This is a genomic window from Cobetia sp. LC6, assembly GCF_030264805.1.
In the GTDB taxonomy this organism is placed as follows: domain Bacteria; phylum Pseudomonadota; class Gammaproteobacteria; order Pseudomonadales; family Halomonadaceae; genus Cobetia.
In genome coordinates this window covers 1-20,643 of record NZ_JASSPL010000011.1, presented here as the reverse complement: position 1 = coordinate 20,643, position 20,643 = coordinate 1, and the positions used below count along the sequence as shown (strand labels likewise).

Sequence of the window (20,643 nt, the reverse complement as noted above, 5' to 3'; positions counted from 1 at the left end):
GCCAGCGCTGCAGCTGGGCTCCCCAGACTGCGGCGTGTGCCTTGGGCGTCTATCGCCCGCAGCGTCGTCCGCACTGGGCGGACATGAGCCTCGGCTCGCCCACAAGGATACGCCTGGCGCGATCGCGGCTCCAGTCGACTTGGGGGCAACGGACCCTTTCCTTTCGCGTAACAAAAATTGCCCCGCGCCAATGAAGGCACGGGGCAAGATCTGGTGGGTCGTGAGGGATTCGAACCTTCGACCAATTGGTTAAAAGCCAACTGCTCTACCACTGAGCTAACGACCCAAAACTGGGTGGCGGATGGTGGGTCGTGAGGGATTCGAACCTTCGACCAATTGGTTAAAAGCCAACTGCTCTACCACTGAGCTAACGACCCGCCGCCGGGTGCTTTGCAAGAGACCATTCCAGAGAATGGTGGGTCGTGAGGGATTCGAACCTTCGACCAATTGGTTAAAAGCCAACTGCTCTACCACTGAGCTAACGACCCTTGCGAAGCGGGACGTAAGATACCGCCGATCCCGTTTCGACGCAAGTCTTTTGCAAAAAAACTTCAAGTAAATGACCAGCTTGTCCGCTGGCGCCTCGTGAAACGCCCGCGCCAGCGCATGGACCAGCCCCTGTGACAAAGACACGCAAGCCCGCGATGGGCGCGGGCTTGCGGGCTACCACTTAGGTCGCACGAGCTTGTGGCATGTCCACGATCTCATGCCATGTCAGTGAATGACGGCACATCGCCGCCCTCACCGTCTGCGCCATCAGCGCGGCTTGCGCGTACGCTGCGGCGGCTTCTTCATGGCGCGCACCGGACGACGCTTCTGCTTGTCGCGGCTCCAGCGGTTCTGCTCATCCGGCGTCAGGGCCGGCGCCTTGCGATGCTCGAGACCTGCCAGTGTGGACAGTTCATCGATCTCGCTCTGCTCCATCTCCACCCACTCTCCGGCGCGAGCGCGCTTGTCGAGGAAGATGTTGCCGTAGCGCACGCGCTTCAGGCGGCTGACGGTCAGCCCCTGGGAATCCCACAGACGGCGAACCTCACGGTTGCGGCCTTCCATGATCACGACGTGGAACCAGCTGTTGATACCTTCGCCACCGAATTCCTGCACATCGGTGAAACGTGCCGGGCCATCTTCAAGCATCACGCCATTGACCATGTTGACGACATGCTCGCGCTTGACCTCACCCATGACACGCACGGCGTACTCGCGCTCGATCTGGGTCGACGGGTGCATCAGACGGTTGGCCAGCTCACCATCGGTGGTGAACAGCAACAGACCGCTGGTGTTGATATCGAGACGACCGATCGCGATCCAGCGCTCGCCCTTCAGACGCGGCAGACGCTCGAATACGGTGCGGCGACCTTCCGGGTCCTTGCGCGTGCACAGTTCACCTTCCGGCTTGTTGTACATGATGACACGACGTGCAGTCTCTTCGGCGCCCTTCAGGCTCTGCGGGCGATCATCGAGGCTGACCTGGTCACGCGGGCCGACGCGGTCACCCAGCTGGGCGACCTTGCCGTTGACCTTGACGCGGCCGGCGCTGATGGCGACTTCCATCTCACGGCGGGAGCCGAGACCGGAGCGTGCCAGCACCTTCTGCAGCTTCTCGTCCTCGGCCAGCTTGTCGCCCTTGGCCTGCGGCGGCAGCGGACGCAGCTCCGGCGCATCGCCGGCAGCCGGCTTCTTGCCGACATTGGCCTTGCTGCCGCGCGTGGACTTGCCGGTCGCGGCCTTGCCACCGGCGTGCTTGTTGCCTGCCTGGCTGCTGCCGGGGAGAGAGGTCTTGCGCTTATCAGAGTCTGTCTTGCTCATGACAATAACCATTTCATCTATAGGAGTTTCGCCTACGCAGGGTCGTCATCATCGACGGTCCCGGCAGTGGAGGAGTCGTGCGGCTGCGCATCGGCAGCGTCGTCATCCTCGTCTGCACCGCGCAAACGTTGGCTGAGGCGCGCTTCGAGTGTGGCGAAGTCGAACCCCGAGCCGGTGGACGCCATCCCGGCGTGATCATCTTCCGCCTGTGAGGCGGAGGATACTGCTGTGTCCTGTGTTTCATCCGAGACGCCGGAGGTATCGAGTGCACGCATCCTCAGCGCCTCTTCCAGCTGCTCGGCGGTGACGTCCGGCGGTTGCCAGTCGTCGGGCACCGGGCTGCCAGTGTCATTCTCACCCCCTGACTCAAGACCTGACTCGAGACCTGTCTCAGCGCCTGTCCCGGTCTTTGCCTCAGGTGCTGATTCATGTTCTGGATCAGTCCCCGTGTCGGCTACCGCATCAGCGCTGTCTACCGACGCCTTCTTCGTCTCGCCGTCCGGGTCATCCGGCAGCGACAAGGTCTGAGAGGGCGGCACATCATACAGGTCTGCCTCGAGCTGTTCGAGTCCTTCGAAGCCTTTCAGTTCATGCACTGGCGGCAGCTCTTCCAGCGTCTTGAGCCCGAAGTCATCGAGGAACTGACGCGTGGTGGCGAATACCGCCGGACGCCCCGGCACATCACGATGGCCGACCACTCTCACCCAGCCGCGTTCGACCAGGGTGCGCATGATCGAGGAACTGACCGTCACGCCACGCACCTGCTCGATATCGCCGCGGGTCACCGGTTGACGATAGGCCACCAGCGCCAGGGTCTCCAGCAAGGCGCGTGAATAACGTTGCGGACGCTCTTCCCACAGCCGCGATACCCAGGGGGAGTACTGCTGGCGAACGCGCAGCCGCCAGCCACTGGCGGTCTCGATCAGCTCCAGCGCGCTCTTGTCGGCCGGGTGACGCGCCTCCAGCTTGCTCAAGGCCTCACGCAGCGCGGGCTTGGTCGGGCTTGAATACTCATCGAACAGACCGGCCAGGCGCTCTAGCGTCAGCGGCTCGCCAGCGGCCAGCAGGGCCGCTTCGATGATCTGGTCCAGCGGGACATCGCGCAAACTCATGACGCCGCGTTCTCCTGCTCGTCGGATGGGGGTAAGGAAGGTGACGTCTGCGCATCATCGGACGCTGCGTCATCGTACGTTGCGTCATCGAACGCCCCCTGATCGGCCGCCACCTCGTCTTCGTCGGCGAATTCCAGCGCCAGCCAGTCCTCGTCATCCTCGGGGTCCGGTTCCGGCGTGCGGGCGCGAACGTGAATCGGTGACAGCGGCGCGTTCTGGACGATCTCGATCATCGATTCCTTGGCCAGCTCCAGAATCGCCATGAAACTGACCACCACCCCGGCACGCCCTTCCTCGAGCGAGAACAGCTTCTCGAAGGGCGTGAAGTGCTCATGGGTCAACAGATTCATGATCGCCAGCATGCGCTCGCGGGTCGACATCACCTCACGCGAGATGGTGTGCGCCTGGACGAGGTCCGCCTGACGCAAGAGGCCGGACAGCGCGCCGAGCAATTCCGACAGGTCGACATCAGGGTGCACCACGCGCGTCTCGAGTTCGGGGAGGTCTGCCGTGGCCACGAACCAGTCGCGGCCCTGGCGCGGTATCTCATCCAGTCCTTCGGCAGCCAGCTTGGTCTGCTCGTATTCCTGCAGACGACGAATCAGCTCGGCGCGCGGATCCTCTTCCTCGTCGTCATCACTCTCCTTCGGCTGACGCGGCAGCAGGCTGCGCGACTTGATCTCCGCCAGCATCGCGGCCATCAGCAGGTATTCCCCTGCCAGATCGATCTGCATGGCATGCATCAGCTCGACATACTCGATGTACTGATGGGTGATGGCCGCGACATTGATGGCGAGGATATCGAGGTTCTGGCGACGGATGAGGTAGAGCAGCAGATCCAGCGGGCCCTCGAAGGTCTCGAGAAAGACACGCAGCGCCTCCGGCGGGATGTACAGGTCCTGCGGCATCTCGGTGAGCGCGGTGTCATTGACGCGCGCCAGCACCGTCGACGCCGCCGTCGGGGGCGTGACGAGAGGTGCGGGCTGATGCCCATCAGTGAGGGCAAAACTGGCGCCATCGAGCAGGTCGCTCATGACATCTCCTGCAGGAGGCGGGTGAAGGTGGGTCTGGGGGACGGGCATTCTAGCGGCTCGCGCCCCATCCCCCAAGTCTTTACGCCGCCGGTGAGACGCCGGGGCCGCGCTCGACGCCGCCCGCGTCTAGCGATAGGTCAGGCCGATCACGCGCCGCAGCTCATCCAGGGTGTCACGCACGGTGTCGCGGGCCCGCTCGGCCCCTTCTGTCATCATGGTGCGCACCTTGCCATGCTCCCCTTCCAGCACCTCGGCACGCTCACGAATCGGCGCCAGCGCCGCATCGACATGCTCGATCAGACAGCCCTTGCAGTCCAGGCAGCCAATGCTGGCATCGCGGCAGCCCTCCTCCGCCCATTGGCGGTCCGAGGCGGGCGTGAAGCTTTCATGCAGCGTCCACAGCGGGCAACGCTGCGGGTCGCCGGGGTCCTTGCGACGCACGCGCGCAGGGTCGGTGGGCATCTCGCGCACGCAGGCCGCGATATCGTCGCGTCCGCTACGCAGGAAGATGGCATCTTCACGCGCGGCCTTGTGCGTCTTGAGCTCCATGCCCAGCAGCGGCTCGACCTCCCCCTGCCAGTGTTCCGGCTCGCCGAGGATGCGCCGCCCGCCACCTTCCAGATAGCCGAGCAGTCGCTCCTGCTGGTTGCGGTTGAGCTTGCTGGTCTCGGCCAGCAGACCGCGCGCACGCTCGAAGGCCTCGAGATCGCCCTCTTCCTGATAGGCGCTCAACCATTCACGATACAGGCGACCGCTCTTCTTGCCCAGGCGCGCGATGGCGCGCTCAGCCTGCTCCTCGAAGCCGGCGTCGCGGCCATAGCGATGATTGAACCGCCGGGCGACCTCACGGGTGAACTCGATATGCGCACGCTGCTCGGGCCCGGCTGGCACCACCTCCCCCCGCAGCGCCAGGATGTCGGCCGCCTGCATCAGGGGCGCACCGAGCATGGCCAGACTGGCGCCCTGCTGCTCACCGAGCCCGGCGACCATCTCGCGGTAGCTGGGCAGACGCTCCAGCCAGGCCTTGGGCGTGACGCTGGCCAGGATCATGTGCACATCGGTCAGCTCCGGCACCCAGGACTGGATGAACAGGGTAGCGACCTTGGGATTGACCCCACAGGCGAGACAGTCGATCACCATCGCCCAGCTGTATTGCTCGATCTCGTGAGGCGCGTGACCGCTGACCGCCAGCGCGTTCCAGTCGGCGACCAGAAAATAGGCATCGTGATGGTATTGCAGCTCGGTCCAGCGCCGGATCACTGATTGATAGTGTCCGAGTTGCAGGTGTCCGGTGGGGCGTAAGCCGGACACCAGCCTGGCCGAGGTATCGGTGGCACTCACCTTGTGAGTTCTCCCTGAGGCGTATGAAGCCGCCAGTCTAGCAACCCGAGGCCCCGCTCAGCATCCCCGCGACGTCGTGTCCCTGACAACATGCGCCACGCGACCGGATCACGCAGCGGCCAGCACGCCGCTCAGCCGGCGGCGATACCGGTGCGATAGCGCCCGGCGTAGTCGAACAGCTTGTCGCGGATCTGCCAGTAACGGCCGCTCTTTCGCCCGATGACGAAGTCCGGCGCCTTGAGACGCTCCTCGCCTGCCAGCACCTCGGCGATGTCCTTCGGTGCCCAGTCACTCCCCGGCGCGCGCATATGGCGCGCGAGAAAGCTCAAGCGGAAGGCATGGCGCTGGGCGGGGGTCTCGAGCGCGAACCACTCGGACAAATCGGTGCCATCCTCGTCGTAATAGGTCACCTTCAAGCGTGGCAGACCGCGCCCGTTGCGCGCCTCCTCCAGCTGCCAGCCGCTGACGCGAAGCACCCGCGCATCGCGCAGCTTGAGCGCATCGCGCAGCTTGTCATCCGGGTCGACCAGTCGCGCCTGACAGGCGTGGCAATGGCGTGCGGCGATGTCGTTGGCCTCGCCACACTGCGGGCAGGCCTTGGCACGATAGCGGAAGTCGCACTGCACCAGCGGCCTGCCCGCGCCTTCCGGCGACTCGACCAGTCCCTGACACCGGCGCCCGAAGTGCTCGACCACCAGCTCGCCATCCTTGCGCCCCCAGAACAGATTGGCATTGCCGCATACCGGGCACTCGACCTGGACGATCTCGGTGTCGCCGGCCGGTTTCGGCGTCGCCACCTCCGGCGCGTAGAGGTCCCAGGGATTGCCGGCGTAATCGAGAATCAGACAGTCCGTCTTGCCGGGGCTCAGACGCAGGCCACGTCCGACGATCTGCTGATAGAGACTGACGGATTCCGTGGGTCGCAGGATGGCGATCAGGTCGACATGCGGCGCATCGAAGCCGGTGGTGAGCACCGCGACATTGACCAGATACTTGAGCTGCTGGGCCTTGAAGGCATTGATCAGCCGCTCACGCTCCTCGCCGGGCGTCTCGCCAGTGATCAGCGCCGCCTCGCCTTCAGGCAGGAGTGCGGTGACTTCCTCGGCGTGCTCGACGGTGGAACAGAACACCATCACGCCGCGCCGCTCGCGCGCCTGGGCGACGATATCCAGCACGATGCCCGGCGTCGCGCGCGAGCCCTGCACCACCTCGTTGAGCTCCGCCTCCTGGAAGCTGCCGCCGATGCCAGGCGCCAGCTGCGAGAAGTCATAGCGCGCCACCGCGACATCGACGCGCCGCGGCTCACTCAGAAAGCCCTGGCGCACCATCAGGCGCAGCGGCTGCTCGAAGACGCAATCACGGAAGAAGCAGTCATCATCCCCGCGCACCATGCCGTGATAATGACGGTGGAAAATGAAGCCCTGACCGAGACGATACGGCGTCGCCGTCAGCCCCAGCACCTTGAGGCGCGGATTGTGTCCGCGCAGATGGTTGATGACCTTGCGATAGCTGGCGTCCTTCTCCAGCGAGATCCGGTGACACTCATCGATCACCAGCAGCGTGAAGGGCGCCGCCTGCCCCCCAGCCGACAGCTCCTCCGGCGTGAAGGCATCAAGATTGCGCACCACTGACTGCACCGAGCCGAACACCACCTGACGCGAAGCCTGCTTGCGCTTGAGGCCGGCACTGAAGATGTCAGCGTCCTTGCCATAGGATTCGTACTTGGCGTGATTCTGCTCGACCAGCTCGCGCACATGCGCCAGCACCAGCACACGCCCACGCGCGATACGCGCAAGCTCCGCGATCACCAATGACTTGCCGCTGCCGGTGGGCAGCACGATCACCGCCGCCTCATCACTGCGGCGAAAGTGCTCGACGGTACGCCGCACGGCCTCCTGCTGATACGGGCGCAGCTCAAACATTCAGCGCCGCCCAGCGAGACACGCGAGTGGGGGCGCTGCCGGCAGGCAGGCCCAGGGGAGTGATGGCTGACAGTGGAGTGAGGGCTGACAGGGAAATTGACATCAAAGGGCCGCCGAATCGCAGGAAGGGACAATGTCCCCATTATCCGCATCAGCGACTGCAGCGGCAAAGTGGGTGTGGATAACCAGAGTCCGCCAACCTTCGCCCGTCAAGCCAAGCCCATCTCTCCCGGCCCGTCAGGATCAGAAGCGCGGCGCGCGCCCCTCAAGCTTGGCCTTGATACATTCGGTCTGCTCCGCGCGTCCCAGCAGCGAGGACTGCAGCTCTGCCTCAAGCGCCAGTGCCTCGGCTTCCGGCGCATCAAGGGCCTCGTCGTAGAGACGCGTGATCGCGCGGACGGCGCTGGGAGAGCGCCCGGCAATCTGGCGCGCCAAGGCCAGCGCCTCCTCCTGCGGGCTGGAGATGATGCGCGTGACCAGACCGGCGCTCTGCGCCTCGTTGGCCTCGACCTTGCGCCCGCTCCACGTCAACTCGTGCAGCCAGTCCGGTCGTACGCCACGCGCAGTGACGCTGATGCCCATGTCCGGAATGATGCCCCAGTCGATCTCGAGCACCGCCAGGCGCGCATCAGGATCACACAGGCGAATGTCCGCCCCCAGCGCGATCTGCAGGCCGCCACCGAAGACGTTGCCATGCAAGGCGGCGATGACCGGCGCCCCGACATCTCGCCAGCCCAGCGCCAGCTGCTGCACGGTATTGCGCTGCGGTGCACAGCCATTGGCCCCCGCGACCAGCAACTGCGGCACGCGGGCGGCGTCGCCCATGATGGCGGCGATATCAAGCCCCGCACAGAAACTGGGCCCCTCGCCCGATAGCACGATGGCGCGCAGGCCCGATTCCCGGGCGCGGGCATGCAGCTCCTGCTGCACCGCCAGCAGGGCATCGATCATCTTCCAGTCGATGCCGTTGTGCTTGTCAGGACGATTGAGGCGCACGTCGGCGACATGCTCACTGATCGAGAGGGTCACACAACGTTCAGTCGTGAGGTGGGTAGCGTCAGACATGGCGGTCTCCCTGCGACGGATAACGAGCAAGCACGCGCTCGAACGATTTCACGACAGTGCCGAGCGATGGCACTCATCCAGTGATAAACCCAAAAGGCGCAGGCAACCACACTGCGTTCGTCGAGCTGCCCGCAGACATGACTCGCGACGTCTTAGTGTGACTGCCTGCGCCAAGTTGTTGAACGGTCGTTTGGTCGCAGAGGCGACGATTGTCTACTCGCGCTTGGCCCCCGACACCTCTGACAGCGATCGTGGCTGGAAGCTCTCGGCCTGAGCCATGGCCCAGACACGACGATAGAAGGGGTAGTCGTCCCCTTGCGTCAGCAGTGCGCCATTGGTCAGGAAGGGATGCAGGTGCGAGAACAGCTTGACCTCATTCTCGGAGACACGATGCACCAGGTGGTCCGGGGTAATCTGCCAGGGCGTATGCAGGCCCGCCGCCGACAGGATCTCGGCCAGCGCATGCAAGGTGTTGTGGTGGAAGTGACGCACCTGATCGGCCTTGTCTTCCACGACCAGCGATTTCTGGCGCAGATCGTCCTGGGTAGCGATCCCCGTCGGGCACCTGTTGGTGTGGCAGCTCAGTGACTGGATACAGCCCAGTGCGAACATGTAACCACGCGCGGCATTGACCCAGTCCGTCCCCAGCGCCATCACGCAGGCGATATCGAAGGCACTGATGATCTTGCCGCTGACCCCGATGCGCACCTCATCACGCAGCCCTGCACCCACCAGCGTGTTATGGACGAATTGCAGCCCCTCACGCAGCGGGGTGCCGAGGTGGTCGGTGAATTCGGTCGGTGCGGCGCCCGTACCGCCCTCACTGCCATCGACGACGATGAAATCGGGCACGATTCCCGTCTCGAGCATCGCCTTGACGATGGCCATGAACTCCCACGGCTGACCGAGGCACAACTTGAAGCCCACCGGCTTGCCACCCGAGAGCCCGCGCAGGCGCTGGATGAAGCTCAACAGCTCAAGGGGTGTGGAGAACTCACCGTGGTTGGAGGGCGAGATACAGTCCTTGCCCATCGGGATCCCGCGCGTCTCGGCGATCTCCTCGCTGATCTTGCTGGCCGGCAAGACGCCCCCATGGCCGGGCTTGGCACCTTGACTGAGCTTGATCTCGATCATCTTGACCTGCTCGCTGGCCGCCTGACGGGCGAACTTCTCGCCATCGAAGCGCCCTTCCTCGTCGCGACAGCCGAAGTAGCCACTGCCCAGCTCCCAGATCAGATCGCCCCCGAATTCGCGGTGGTAGGGACTGATGCTGCCTTCGCCGGTGTCATGGGCAAAGTTGCCCAGCCTGGCCCCCTTGTTCAGGGCGCGGATGGCATTGGCACTCAAGGAGCCGAAGCTCATCGCCGAGATGTTGAACAGCGAGGCATTGTAAGGATGCGAGCACTGGGAGTTGCCGACGTTGAGACGAAAGCCCTTGGGGTCCGGCACGCTCGAAGTCTGCATGGAGTGACCGATGAACTCGTAGCTGTCGGAATAGACATCGAGCAAGGTGCCGAACGGCTGAGAGGAATTGTGCTGACGGCCACGCGCGTAGACCAGCTCGCGCTGCTTGTGGGAAAACGGCAGCTGATCGGTGTCCGACTCGATCAGGTACTGACGCATCTCCGGACGCAGCGCCTTGAACAGATAGCGCATGTTGCCGATCACCGGATAGTTGCGACGCACGGCGTAATCCGCTTGCCGCAAGTCATTGAGACCAACCGCGACCAGCAGCAGAAAGAGGACGGCCAACGGCCACAGCCAGGCATTCTGCATCGCCAGTGGAAGGCAGATGAGCGCCCCCAGGAGACAGAGCAGAAAGACGGAATAACGAGGCAACAGCGACCATTTCAGCTTCATCACGACATCCTTGTAATGTGTCAGGCAGGGATTCACGACCTCGGACATGAGGCCTGGCCTCCACCTTAAGCTACCCGGCGTCCGTCACCCAGCTCCCACCATGGAACGCCACGTTGAGCAAGCCAGACGCGACTCCCGTATCACCCGCCTTGCTTCAGCCCCAACGCAAGACGCCCCCATGGCCTTTGCCATGGGGGCGTCTCTCATGCTGTCATCCCGTGATGACCGACCGAGGGATCAATCGACCCAACGACGGGCATTGCGGAACATGCGCAACCAGGCACCGTCCTGCTCCCAGTCATCCGGACGCCAGGAATTGGTGACGGCACGCGCCACGCGCTCCGGGTGCGGCATCATGATGGTCACGCGACCATCATCGGTGGTCAGACCGGTGATACCGGACGGCGAGCCGTTCGGGTTGGCCGGATAGCGCGTGGTGGTCTGGCCGTAGTTGTCGACGTAACGCAGTGCGACCTGGCCGCTGCTCTGCATCTTGCGCAGGTGAGCGCTGTCGCGGAACTCGGCACGCCCTTCGCCATGCGCGATGGCGATCGGCAGGCGCGAGCCTTCCATGCCATCGAGGAACAGCGAGGCACTCTTCTCGACTTCGACCATCGCGACACGGGCCTCGAACTGCTCGGACTCGTTGCGCACGAAGCGCGGCCAGGCCTCGGCACCCGGGATCAGCTCCTTGAGCTGGGAGAGCATCTGGCAGCCGTTGCAGACGCCCAGCGCGAAGCTGTCGTCACGGTTGAAGAAGCGCTCGAACTGGTCACGCGCACGCGCATTGAACAGCACCGACTTGGCCCAACCACCGCCGGCACCCAGCACGTCACCGTAGGAGAAGCCGCCACAGGCGACCAGTCCGCGCATGGTGTCCAGATCGACACGCCCTTCGAGGATGTCGCTCATGTGGACATCGACGGCCTCGAAACCGGCACGGTCGAAGCTTGCCGCCATCTCGAGCTGACCATTGACGCCCTGCTCACGCAGGATCGCCATGCGCGGACGTGCACCGGCGTTCAGGTACGGTGCCGCGATGTCCTCGTTGACGTCGAAGGTGGCCTGGGCGGTGAGGCCCGGGTCACGCACGTCGTTGATGGACTCGAATTCGCTCTTGGCGCAATCGGCGTTGTCACGCGCGGCCTGCATGCGATAGCTGGTCTCGGCCCACAGGCGCTCGGCGCTGGCGCGAGTCGTGGAGAGCAGGTTCTGTCCCAGCAGCGTGATGTTGATCTGCTCATCGGCACGCGGCGTGGCGATCACGCCACTGTGCTCGAGGCCCACGGCCTTGAGCTCGGCGAGGATGGACTCGGTATGCTCGCGGCGCACCTGCACCACGGCACCCAGCTCTTCCGCGAACAGCGCGCCGGTAGCCTGACCCGGCTCGGCGGCGGTCCAGTCGAGGGAGATGTCGAGACCGACACGTCCCGCGAAGGACATTTCCATCAGGGTGGTCAACAGACCACCATCGCTGCGGTCGTGATAGGCCAGCAGCTTGCCTTCGAGGTTGAAGCGCTGGATGGCCGCGAAGAAGTGCTTGAGGTCTTCAGGCTTGGCGAGATCCGGCGCTTCGTTGCCGACTTGACCATAGACCTGCGCCAACGCGGAGCCACCGAGGCGGTGAGCGCCATGGCCGAGATCGATCAGGATCAGGTCTGTCTCCACGGCCTCGCCATTCAGCGTGCGACGCAGCTGCGGCGTGAGGGTACGCATGGCATCGGTGACCGGCGCGAAGCCTGTCATCACCAGCGACAGCGGCGCGGTGATCGACTTGTCTTCGCCGTTCTCGTCCTGCCAGGCGGTACGCATGGACATGGAGTCCTTGCCGACCGGGATGGTCAGGTCCAGCGCCGGGCACAGTTCCATGCCGACGGCATGGACGGCATCGAACAGCGCCTGATTCTCACCGGTGTGATCGGCGGCGCTCATCCAGTTGGCGGACAGCTTGATGTCAGACAGCTTGGCGATCGGCGCGGCAGCCAGGTTGGTGATCACCTCGGCCACGGCAAGACGCGCGGACGCCGCCGGCGAGATCAGTGCGACCGGCGTGCGCTCGCCCATCGCCATCGCTTCACCGACATGGCTGTCGAGGGAGCTGGTGGTGACGGCGCAATCGGCCACCGGCACCTGCCACGGACCGACCATCTGGTCGCGCGCGACCATGCCGGTGATCGAGCGGTCGCCGATGGTGATCAGGAATTTCTTGGAGGCGACGGTGGGCAGCTGCAGCACACGGGTCATCGCTTCGCGCGGGTCGAGGTTGTCGAGACCCAGCGCCGGCAGCTCCAGCGTCTGGCGCTCGAAGCTGCGTGACATCCTGGGCGGCTTGCCGAACAGCACGTCCATCGGCAGATCGACTGGACGCGTATTGAAGTGACCATCCTTGACGATCAGCTCGTGCTCCTCGAGGGCTTCACCGACCACGGCGTACAGGCAACGCTCGCGCTTGCACAGGGCTTCGAAGGTGGCCAGATTCTCCGGTGCCACCGCCAGCACGTAACGCTCCTGGGATTCGTTGCACCAGATTTCCAGCGGGCTCATGCCGGATTCGGCGCTCGGTACGGCGCGCAGATCGAACAGACCGCCGCGGCCACCATCCTTGACCAGCTCCGGCAGTGCGTTGGACAGACCGCCCGCGCCGACGTCATGGATGAAGCAGATCGGATTCTTGTCATCCAGCGCCCAGCAGCGATCGATGACTTCCTGCACGCGACGCTCCATCTCGGCGTTGTCACGCTGCACGGAGGCGAAATCGAGGTCTTCGCTGGAGCTGCCGGAGGCCATGGAAGAGGCAGCACCGCCGCCCAGACCGATCAGCATCGCCGGGCCGCCCATCACGATCAGCTTGGCGCCGACCGGAATATCGCCCTTCTCGACGTGCTGACTGCGGATGTTGCCGTAACCGCCGGCGAGCATGATCGGCTTGTGATAACCGCGACGCTCGATGCCGCCGGCACCGAAGGCATCCTGCTCGTAGGTACGGAAGTAGCCGTTGAGGTTGGGACGGCCGAATTCGTTGTTGAACGCAGCGCCACCGATCGGGCCTTCGAGCATGATGTCGTAGGCGGTCTTGATGCGCTCCGGCTTGCCGTAGTCGTGCTCCCAAGGCTGTTCGAAGCCCGGGATACGCAGATTGGAAACGCTGAAGCCGGTCAGACCCGCTTTCGGCTTGGAACCGACACCGGTCGCGCCTTCATCACGAATCTCGCCACCGGCACCGGTCGCGGCGCCCGGATAGGGGGCGATGGCGGTCGGGTGGTTGTGGGTCTCGACCTTCATCAGGATGTTGATCGGTTCCTGATGGTAGGTATAGATGTGGCCTTCGCCTGTCGGGAAGTAACGCCCGGCAGTCGGACCTTCCATCACGGCGGCGTTGTCACTGTAGGCGGACAGCACGCCATCCGGATGATGCTGGTAGGTGTTCTTGATCATCTTGAACAGCGAGTGCGGCTGCGCTTCGCCGTCGATGGTCCAGTCCGCATTGAAGATCTTGTGGCGACAATGCTCCGAGTTCGCCTGAGCGAACATCATCAGTTCGATGTCGGCAGGATTGCGGCCCAGTGTCTTGAAGGACTCGACCAGATAATCGATCTCGTCATCGGCCAGCGCCAGCCCCAGGCTATCGTTGGCCTTGGCCAGAGCTTCGCGGCCACCGCCGAGGATGTCGACATGGGCAAGCCTGGCAGGTGCCTGATGCTGGAATAGACGTGCCGCGTCCTGAGTACGGGTCAAGACCGTCTCGGTCATGCGGTCGTGCAGTCGGGAGGACAGCGTGGCGAAGAGCTCTTCGCTGAGGGGCGCGTTCAGCTTGATGCGGTAGGCGATGCCACGCTCGAGGCGGCGGACTTGCGGCAGGCCGCAGTTGGCGGCGATATCAGTGGCCTTGGAAGACCAGGGGGACAGCGTGCCGAGGCGGGGGATGACGAGGAAGAGATGTCCTTCCGGAGCGCTCTCGTCACGGCTGGGGCCGTAGTCCAGCAGGCGCTCCAGTGTTGTCCGATCGGAACTGCTCAGTTCACCATCGACCTCGGCCAGATGAAGGTACTCGGCATGAAGAGATTCCACCTCCGGCACCAGCTCGCGTAACGAAGCCAGTAGACGGGTGTGACGGAAGGCGGAAAGGGCAGGCGCGCCTCGCAGTTCGAGCATGGTCAGGGAAAGCCTCTGAAGCAGCGTGAACGGACAACCGCCAAACGGCGGCAGCAAGCGCATATCATACGTGAAAGCCGAGCCTTAACGAAGCCCGCAGGCGACATGCGTTGGATGACAGTGTGTTGAGCTGCCGGTATGGTGGAAGCCCTGCCGTGAATGATGCTGACGCATGCTCAAGACTTCGCCCTCTTCTCTCATTCAGCCCGTGAGACAGCTGCTGCTCCACGCGCGGCGTTTCCTCGTCACGGCACTGGCCCTCGCCTTGCTGACACTGCCCGAGCGCACTCTCATCGAGATGCCCACGCGGCTGGACGATGTCCGCGCGCGCGATTTCATTCAGGTCGCCACACGCAACACCCCCACGACCTTCTATCGTGGCCGTCAGGGGCCTACCGGTTTCGAATACGAACTGGCACGGGACTTCGCAGATTATCTTGGCGTGAGTCTGTCGATGGATTCCGAGCACAATATCGAGAGCCTGACCCAGAGCGTGCTCAATGATCAGGCCGACCTCGCGGCCGCGACCCTGCCGCTGGACCTCTCCGAACAGGACCTGCGCTTCTCGCGCCCCATCCTCGAATTGCAGGCGATGGTGGTCTATCGACGCGGCATGCACCCGCCCAAGGAATTGAAGGATCTGGTCGGCAAGCGCATCGGTGTCATCAAGGGCGCCGGCACCAGCCTGGTACTGCGGGAAGTCCAGCAGGACATCCCCGAGCTCAGCTGGAAGGAAACCGGCGAGCTTGAGGTGGCGGACCTGCTGCAACGCATCGAGGAAGACAAGCTGGATGCGGCGGTCGTCTATGCCCATCAATTCAAGCTCAACCGCCTGTTCTTCCCCAATGTGGAGAACGGCTTCGACGTGGGCGACCCTCTGACGCTGGCCTGGGCCTTCCCCGCGCATGGCGACATCTCATTGCTGACCGCCGCCAATGATTTTCTCGAGACACGCCGCCAGGATGGCACCCTCGATCGACTGGTCGAGCGCTATTTCGGCCATGATGACTATCTCGAGTACGTCGGCGCCCGTACCTTCATCCGCCAGGCACGCGATCGCCTGCCGCGCTATATCGATACCTTCAAGGAAGCCGCACGCGAAACCGGTATCGACTGGAAACTGCTGGCCGCCACGGGCTATCAGGAATCGCACTGGCAGCCCAAGGCCACCTCTCCTACAGGGGTGCGCGGCCTGATGATGCTGACCAATGTGACGGCGCGCGAAATGAAGATCGCCAACCGTTTGGACCCCGTTCAGAGCATCGATGGTGGCTCACGCTATCTTGTGAGTATAAAGGGACGTTTGCCGGACGAGATCAAGGAACCGGATCGCACCTGGATGACGCTGGCAGCCTACAATGTCGGCCTGGGTCATCTGTTTGACGCCAGACGGATCGTGAAGATGAAGGGCGGCGACCCGAATCGCTGGAAGGATGTCCGCGAGGCCCTGCCCTTGCTTCAGAATCGTGAGTGGTACCAGAAAGTCCGTTATGGTTATGCACGCGGCGGAGAACCTGTCATCTATGTCCGCAATATCCGTCGTTATTATGAAATACTGAATTATGTTTACCGTAGCCAGCAGCAGTTCTATCAGCTGGACGAGCGTCCGATTACCGACGACGAAGGCGACAGCAACCCCTTCGATACAGTGCCTCCGATTCTCTGAGGATGGAGTTCGGACCGTCAGCACTCCGGTGCCTCAAGTGCACGCATCTTCACCACACATCAAGAGCCTCTAAGGACAGGGAATGACACGCAGACTCGTCTTGATGTCGCTAAGCCTGATCGCGTTCGGCATCGCCTTGCTGGGGCTCTGGCCGTCTGCCGGCAATGAAGCCAATGCGCTGCTGCTGATGATGCTGACCCTGCAAGCCGCCGGCCAGGCGGCCTGGCACTGGCGAAATACCTTCCTCAGTCAGCTGTTCCTCGGCGCGTCATTGATCCTCAACATCCTGCTGATCTGTACCTTCCTGCTACCGGAAAGCTGGGTGGGGGTGGATCACTGGGGAGATCTGCTGATCAATCTGCCGGGCGACTGGCATATCGCCAATATCCGGCCACCCATTTTGATCCTGTTCACCTGTTTTGGCCTCACGACCTGCGCCCTGCTGCGCATGCGACTGGGTTTCGGCTCTGCCATCCAGCTGACGCAAGTCACGCTGTTGCTGCTGTTTGCCATGACGACAGACGCCAGCCTTTCCGTCGCCAGCATGGTACTGGCAGGTCCGGAGCGCATCACGCTGACCAGCTTTGTCAGTCTGCTGTTGATCGCACAATGGATCGATGTGCAGCCGGCACTCATGCATATGTGGCGCCGCACTGTCGTGCCATTGGTCATCTCCTCCACGATCACCCTGATATGCCTGCTCGCCTGGCAACAGCAGAGCCAGGACGAGAACAATCGCATCAATCAGGCGACCTACGTATTGGGCGACAAGATCGCCACGGAGCTGTCTCGCGAGATCAACGATCAGCTCAATGCGATGCGGCGCTTCGCCGGTTTCTGGAGCCTGATGGGGCAGACACCGTCACGCGGAGAGTGGCAACGCCTGGCGCGAAGCTATTACAAGGATTTCGATTACTTCCAGAACATTGCCTTCATCGACTCGGACAGCGTGATAACGCGCGTCTTCCCGGACAAGGGCCGCAATCATGACGTGCTGGGCATACGACTGCTGGATGCCCAGCCGGACACGCCGCTGCGCAATCCGCTGGAGCTCGGCATCGAGGGTCATACCGGCATCATCGACCTGATTCAGGGCGGCAAGGGCATGGTGTCCTACCTGCCGGTGCGCGATCCTCGTGATGGCACCATCCTGGGGGCGATCGCCATGGTGGTGGACCTGGCCCCTTTGCTCGACAGCGCCATGGACACGGCACGCAATGAGGCATTTGCGGTCACCCTGTCAGAGCGCGGCAACATCTATATCCATGTCGGGCCGGAGAGCCGTCTGGCGCCCTGGGGGCATCGCATTCCCATCGAGCTACCCGCCACCGACCTGACACTGGGCCTGCAGCCGACACAGCAGTTCCTGGCGGCCACTCGTGGCCGTCTGCCGGAAGTGACATTGCTGACGGGGATTCTGTTGGCTTACCTGCTCTTTCTCGTGATCTACATGTATCGCCGCGTCTCGCAGGAGCACGGCATCGTCAAGAATGCCAATGATGCACTTCGCGAAGAGATGGTACGGCGGGAGCGACTGCAGAACGAGATCCAGTGGCTGGCGCGTCACGACGAGCTGACACAGCTGCCCAATCGTCGCTATTTCCTCGAGCAGGTGCAGAGCTTCAGCGGCAAGATGCCCCTGACGGTCATGATTCTGGACATCGACTTCTTCAAGACGATAAACGACAAGCTGGGACACTTGGAGGGAGATCGCTACCTGCAGAAGATTGCCGCCGTCTCACGAGCGCCCGTGGAGTCTGCCGGCGGCATACTGGCGCGCTTCGGTGGCGAGGAGTTCGTGGTGTGCATTCCGGAATGCCCGCGCGCGGTAGGCCGCACTCTGGCGGAAGAGTTGCGGCGCGCCGTTCAGGCTGCAGGACTGCCGCAGCCTGCCACGGACAGCGTCGTCACGGTATCCGTGGGCATGGCATGTGTGGCACGCGCTCCGTTGCGGCTGGATGCACTGCTGCAGGCGGCGGATGAGGCGCTGTATCGTGCCAAGTCCAGTGGTCGCAATCAGGTTCAGGTCGCTGCCTGACGGCCAACACGTTCGCAACGCGGAGAGATCTGTGCGGGAGGCTCATCGCGGGCGGATCTGAGCGAAAGGTTCAACATGAAAGGTTCAGCGCGGAAGCTCACCGCGCCGCTCAGCGAAGAACGACTTGAGCAAGCGCTTGGCGTGAGCGGCCAACAGTCCCCCTTCCACCTCGACGTGATGGTTATGCCAAGGCTGTGCAAACAGATTGGCACGCGATACCACCATGCCGGTCTTCGGCTCTGCCGCCCCGTAGACGACCCGCTTCACCCGCGCGTGGATCAAGGCGCCACTGCACATCATGCAGGGCTCCAGCGTCACATACAGCGTGCAATCGTCGAGACGATAGTTGCCCAGTCGGGCCGCCGCCGCGCGCAAGGCCTGCACCTCGGCATGTGCCGTCGGGTCCGGGGTGCTGACCGGTGCATTGTAGCCAGTGCCGATGATGTCGCCCTGGGGATTGACCACCACCGCGCCGACAGGCACCTCGCCAGCCTCGAATGCCAGCCGCGCCTGGTCCAGCGCCCGATGCATATAGTAATGATCCCCACGTGGCCCACTCCGGGCCTGAGGCGCTATCGCCAACTCGTCACTCACCGTTGTTCTCCGGTATCCTGAGGCCATTGTTTCGCTCACCATGATAACGGCTTGGCGCTCGCGCTTCCTCCTGCATTGCCGCCCCGCGCGGGATGGCACTGCTCCGAGCGCCTGCCCCTCAGCACAAGGATAGATTCATGACCCAAACAGCTACTGCGCCTCTTGAGGCTCTGGTCACCCTGCTGGGTCTTGAGACCCTGGAAGAGAACCTGTTCAGGGGGCACAGTCAGGACCTCGGCTTCCCTCAGCTGTTTGGCGGGCAGGTACTCGGACAAGCGCTGTCCGCAGCGACACGCACGGTACCGGTCGAACGCCAGGTCCACTCTCTGCATGGCTACTTCCTGCGCCCGGGCGATGCCCACAAGCCTGTCATCTATCAGGTTGATGGCGTCCGCGATGGCGGCAGTTTCACGACCCGCCGCATCAGTGCCATCCAGAATGGCAAGACCATCTTCTTCTGCAGCGCCTCCTTCCATGGCAAGGAGGCAGGCTTCGAGCATCAACTCGCCATGCCCGACATCGAATCGCCAGAGCGGTTGATCGAGCAGGGGGCACGCATCGAGCGCTACGAAGGCCACCCCATCGAGTTCCTGCGCCTGAAGGCGCCGATCACGGCGAGTGATGATGACGCCTGCCCACCACCACGCCAGCGGCTATGGTTCCGACTGGCAGGCGAGCTGCCGGAAGATGATGCCCTGCATCGCTACCTGCTGACATACAGCTCCGACTTCAACCTGCTGGCGACCGGCCTCGGCGGACATGGTGTGCGGTTCGGTTCGCCCGAACTGCAAATGGCGAGCTTGGATCACTCGCTATGGTTCCACCGTGATGTACGCGTCAATGATTGGCTGCTCTACGAGATGGACAGCCCATGGGCAGGAGGCGCACGCAGCTTCGCTCGCGGCAGTCTGTATAACCGGTACGGCGAGCTGGTAGCATCCAGCGCCCAGGAAGGCCTGACCCGCCTGCGAAAACGCCCCTGAACGAATCGCTCTGAGCGAATCGTCCTGAACAACAATGCCCCTCCTGAGACATTCTCAGGAGGGGCATTGTCATTTTGGCTGCGTCTATCTACAACCTACAATCTACAGCGCTGAGAGTAGCGCACTGCTATTCACCATTATTTCGGCATTACGAGGGTCACTTCAGCGCTGCCCTGACACGCGTGCAGTTTTCATCTCGATAGCGTTGTTTGTAGTCATTACGCTGTGACTGCCAACTTCGCATCTGGCCCGACGATCCGCCGCCGCGACGCCTATCGGTATAATATTCGATCTTGTCCTTGATGAACTGACAGCGCTCTATCTTCCTCTCTCGCTCCCCGGCAGATGCCATTTCTGATGACATCAGCCCCACCAAAAGAGCCATCATTCCTGCCAATAGAAGTCTTGATGAAGAACACGAAAAGCCCCTCGACATGTCGCCTCCTTGCGCCTGTTCACGGATAGCTTCAATGAGTGATATTCAATGACAGCGCAGACACCGAGCAGGTGCTGCAACAGCAAAGATATCTCTCGATAGCGTGGAATGCCTGCCGGTGGGAATCACCCTCGATAGAGCCCAACTTTTCCTGAGCAGAAAGAGAACCGCCCCTGCAGCAAGGCTACAGGGGCGGTTCGGGATAAGTGCCTGACGAGGGCCGGGGCGGCCATCCGCTACTTTCACATGAAGAAACTCTACACTACCAAATGAATATCAATATGATGGACCCACCGCTAAGAGCTCCATACCAGGCGCTTCAAGCCGTATAAAAATACACCCTCACAGTAAAGGCTCAAGGAGAGGTTCTTGGCAAGACCGGGGATAAAGAAAGAGCGCACATCATTTTCCGTCAATGACAGAACCATCACAGCATGATGATGAGCCAAAGACTTTCTTCTTGCGCAGCCTGGGAAGGCTTTTCTCTCGCACCACTTTTCCATGCACGTCTTTCTGCTCACGGCTTTTCTTTTGCGCCAATTTTTCCTGCGCACAAAGAGAACCGCCCCTGCAGCAAGGCTACAGGGGCGGTTCAGTATAAGTGCCTGACGATGACCTACTCTCACATGGA

Annotated in this window: 14 protein-coding genes and 3 tRNA genes; 3 read left to right on the top strand and 14 right to left on the bottom strand. The window is 62.8% G+C overall.

Annotated features, from left to right (window positions below; genetic code table 11):
• Positions 1 to 211: 211 nt before the first annotated feature.
• From QQF40_RS12990 to purL, 11 genes are all read right to left on the bottom strand, one after another.
• Positions 212 to 286 (bottom strand) — tRNA-Lys (locus QQF40_RS12990).
• 16 nt (positions 287 to 302) lie between these two features.
• A tRNA-Lys gene (locus tag QQF40_RS12985) sits at positions 303 to 377 on the bottom strand.
• A 36-nt stretch (positions 378 to 413) separates the two neighbouring features.
• Positions 414 to 488 (bottom strand) — tRNA-Lys (locus QQF40_RS12980).
• Positions 489 to 756: 268 nt separating this feature from the next.
• Complete coding sequence (gene rluB / locus QQF40_RS12975) at positions 757 to 1,809, bottom strand: 23S rRNA pseudouridine(2605) synthase RluB (RefSeq protein ID WP_254627043.1); 1,053 nt, start codon at positions 1,807 to 1,809, stop codon at positions 757 to 759.
• A gap of 32 nt (positions 1,810 to 1,841) precedes the next feature.
• Complete coding sequence (gene scpB, locus QQF40_RS12970; RefSeq protein ID WP_285461590.1) at positions 1,842 to 2,921, bottom strand: SMC-Scp complex subunit ScpB; 1,080 nt, start codon at positions 2,919 to 2,921, stop codon at positions 1,842 to 1,844.
• A complete protein-coding gene (locus QQF40_RS12965) occupies positions 2,918 to 3,955 on the bottom strand; it encodes a segregation and condensation protein A (protein WP_285461589.1) in 1,038 nt (345 codons plus the stop codon). Before QQF40_RS12965 ends, scpB begins: the two co-directional genes overlap by 4 nt.
• 126 nt (positions 3,956 to 4,081) lie before the next feature.
• The gene (locus QQF40_RS12960) at positions 4,082 to 5,296 is read right to left on the bottom strand and encodes a nucleotidyl transferase family protein (RefSeq protein ID WP_285461588.1); all 1,215 of its coding nucleotides are present in this window, start codon (positions 5,294 to 5,296) and stop codon (positions 4,082 to 4,084) included.
• 131 nt (positions 5,297 to 5,427) lie between these two features.
• A complete protein-coding gene (gene radD / locus QQF40_RS12955; protein ID WP_175089088.1) occupies positions 5,428 to 7,218 on the bottom strand; it encodes a DNA repair helicase RadD in 1,791 nt (596 codons plus the stop codon).
• 243 nt (positions 7,219 to 7,461) lie between these two features.
• Positions 7,462 to 8,283, bottom strand: coding sequence for a crotonase/enoyl-CoA hydratase family protein (locus QQF40_RS12950; RefSeq protein WP_285461587.1), 822 nt, complete (start codon positions 8,281 to 8,283; stop codon positions 7,462 to 7,464).
• Positions 8,284 to 8,496: 213 nt separating this feature from the next.
• Positions 8,497 to 10,191, bottom strand: a complete 1,695-nt coding sequence (locus QQF40_RS12945; RefSeq protein WP_285461586.1) for an FMN-binding glutamate synthase family protein — start codon at positions 10,189 to 10,191, stop codon at positions 8,497 to 8,499.
• Between the two features lie 189 nt (positions 10,192 to 10,380).
• On the bottom strand, positions 10,381 to 14,295 hold the full coding sequence (gene purL / locus QQF40_RS12940; protein WP_175089086.1) for a phosphoribosylformylglycinamidine synthase: 3,915 nt from the start codon (positions 14,293 to 14,295) through the stop codon (positions 10,381 to 10,383).
• Between the two features lie 172 nt (positions 14,296 to 14,467).
• On the opposite strand from purL, the gene mltF reads away from it, so the two are divergent.
• Together mltF and QQF40_RS12930 are read left to right on the top strand one after the other, a co-directional pair.
• Positions 14,468 to 15,961 carry a membrane-bound lytic murein transglycosylase MltF gene (gene mltF / locus QQF40_RS12935; protein ID WP_285461585.1) on the top strand — a complete coding sequence of 498 codons (1,494 nt, stop codon included), beginning with the start codon at positions 14,468 to 14,470 and terminating at the stop codon, positions 15,959 to 15,961.
• An 82-nt stretch (positions 15,962 to 16,043) separates the two neighbouring features.
• Positions 16,044 to 17,999, top strand: a complete 1,956-nt coding sequence (locus QQF40_RS12930) for a GGDEF domain-containing protein (RefSeq protein WP_175089084.1) — start codon at positions 16,044 to 16,046, stop codon at positions 17,997 to 17,999.
• Positions 18,000 to 18,083: 84 nt separating this feature from the next.
• Here the strand turns inward: QQF40_RS12930 and tadA are convergent, their stop codons facing one another.
• Positions 18,084 to 18,530 (bottom strand): tRNA adenosine(34) deaminase TadA, encoded by a 447-nt coding sequence (gene tadA / locus QQF40_RS12925; protein WP_175089083.1) that lies wholly within the window; start codon positions 18,528 to 18,530, stop codon positions 18,084 to 18,086.
• 200 nt (positions 18,531 to 18,730) lie between these two features.
• Here tadA and QQF40_RS12920 point away from each other — a divergent pair, with 200 nt between their 5' ends.
• Complete coding sequence (locus QQF40_RS12920; RefSeq protein WP_175089082.1) at positions 18,731 to 19,576, top strand: acyl-CoA thioesterase; 846 nt, start codon at positions 18,731 to 18,733, stop codon at positions 19,574 to 19,576.
• Positions 19,577 to 19,733: 157 nt separating this feature from the next.
• Here QQF40_RS12920 and QQF40_RS12915 read toward each other — a convergent pair whose 3' ends face one another.
• A complete protein-coding gene (locus QQF40_RS12915; RefSeq protein ID WP_175089081.1) occupies positions 19,734 to 20,012 on the bottom strand; it encodes a hypothetical protein in 279 nt (92 codons plus the stop codon).
• Positions 20,013 to 20,308: 296 nt separating this feature from the next.
• Positions 20,309 to 20,643, bottom strand: a 335-nt coding sequence (locus QQF40_RS12910; protein WP_285461584.1) for a hypothetical protein, incomplete at its 5' end; no start/stop codon positions are given.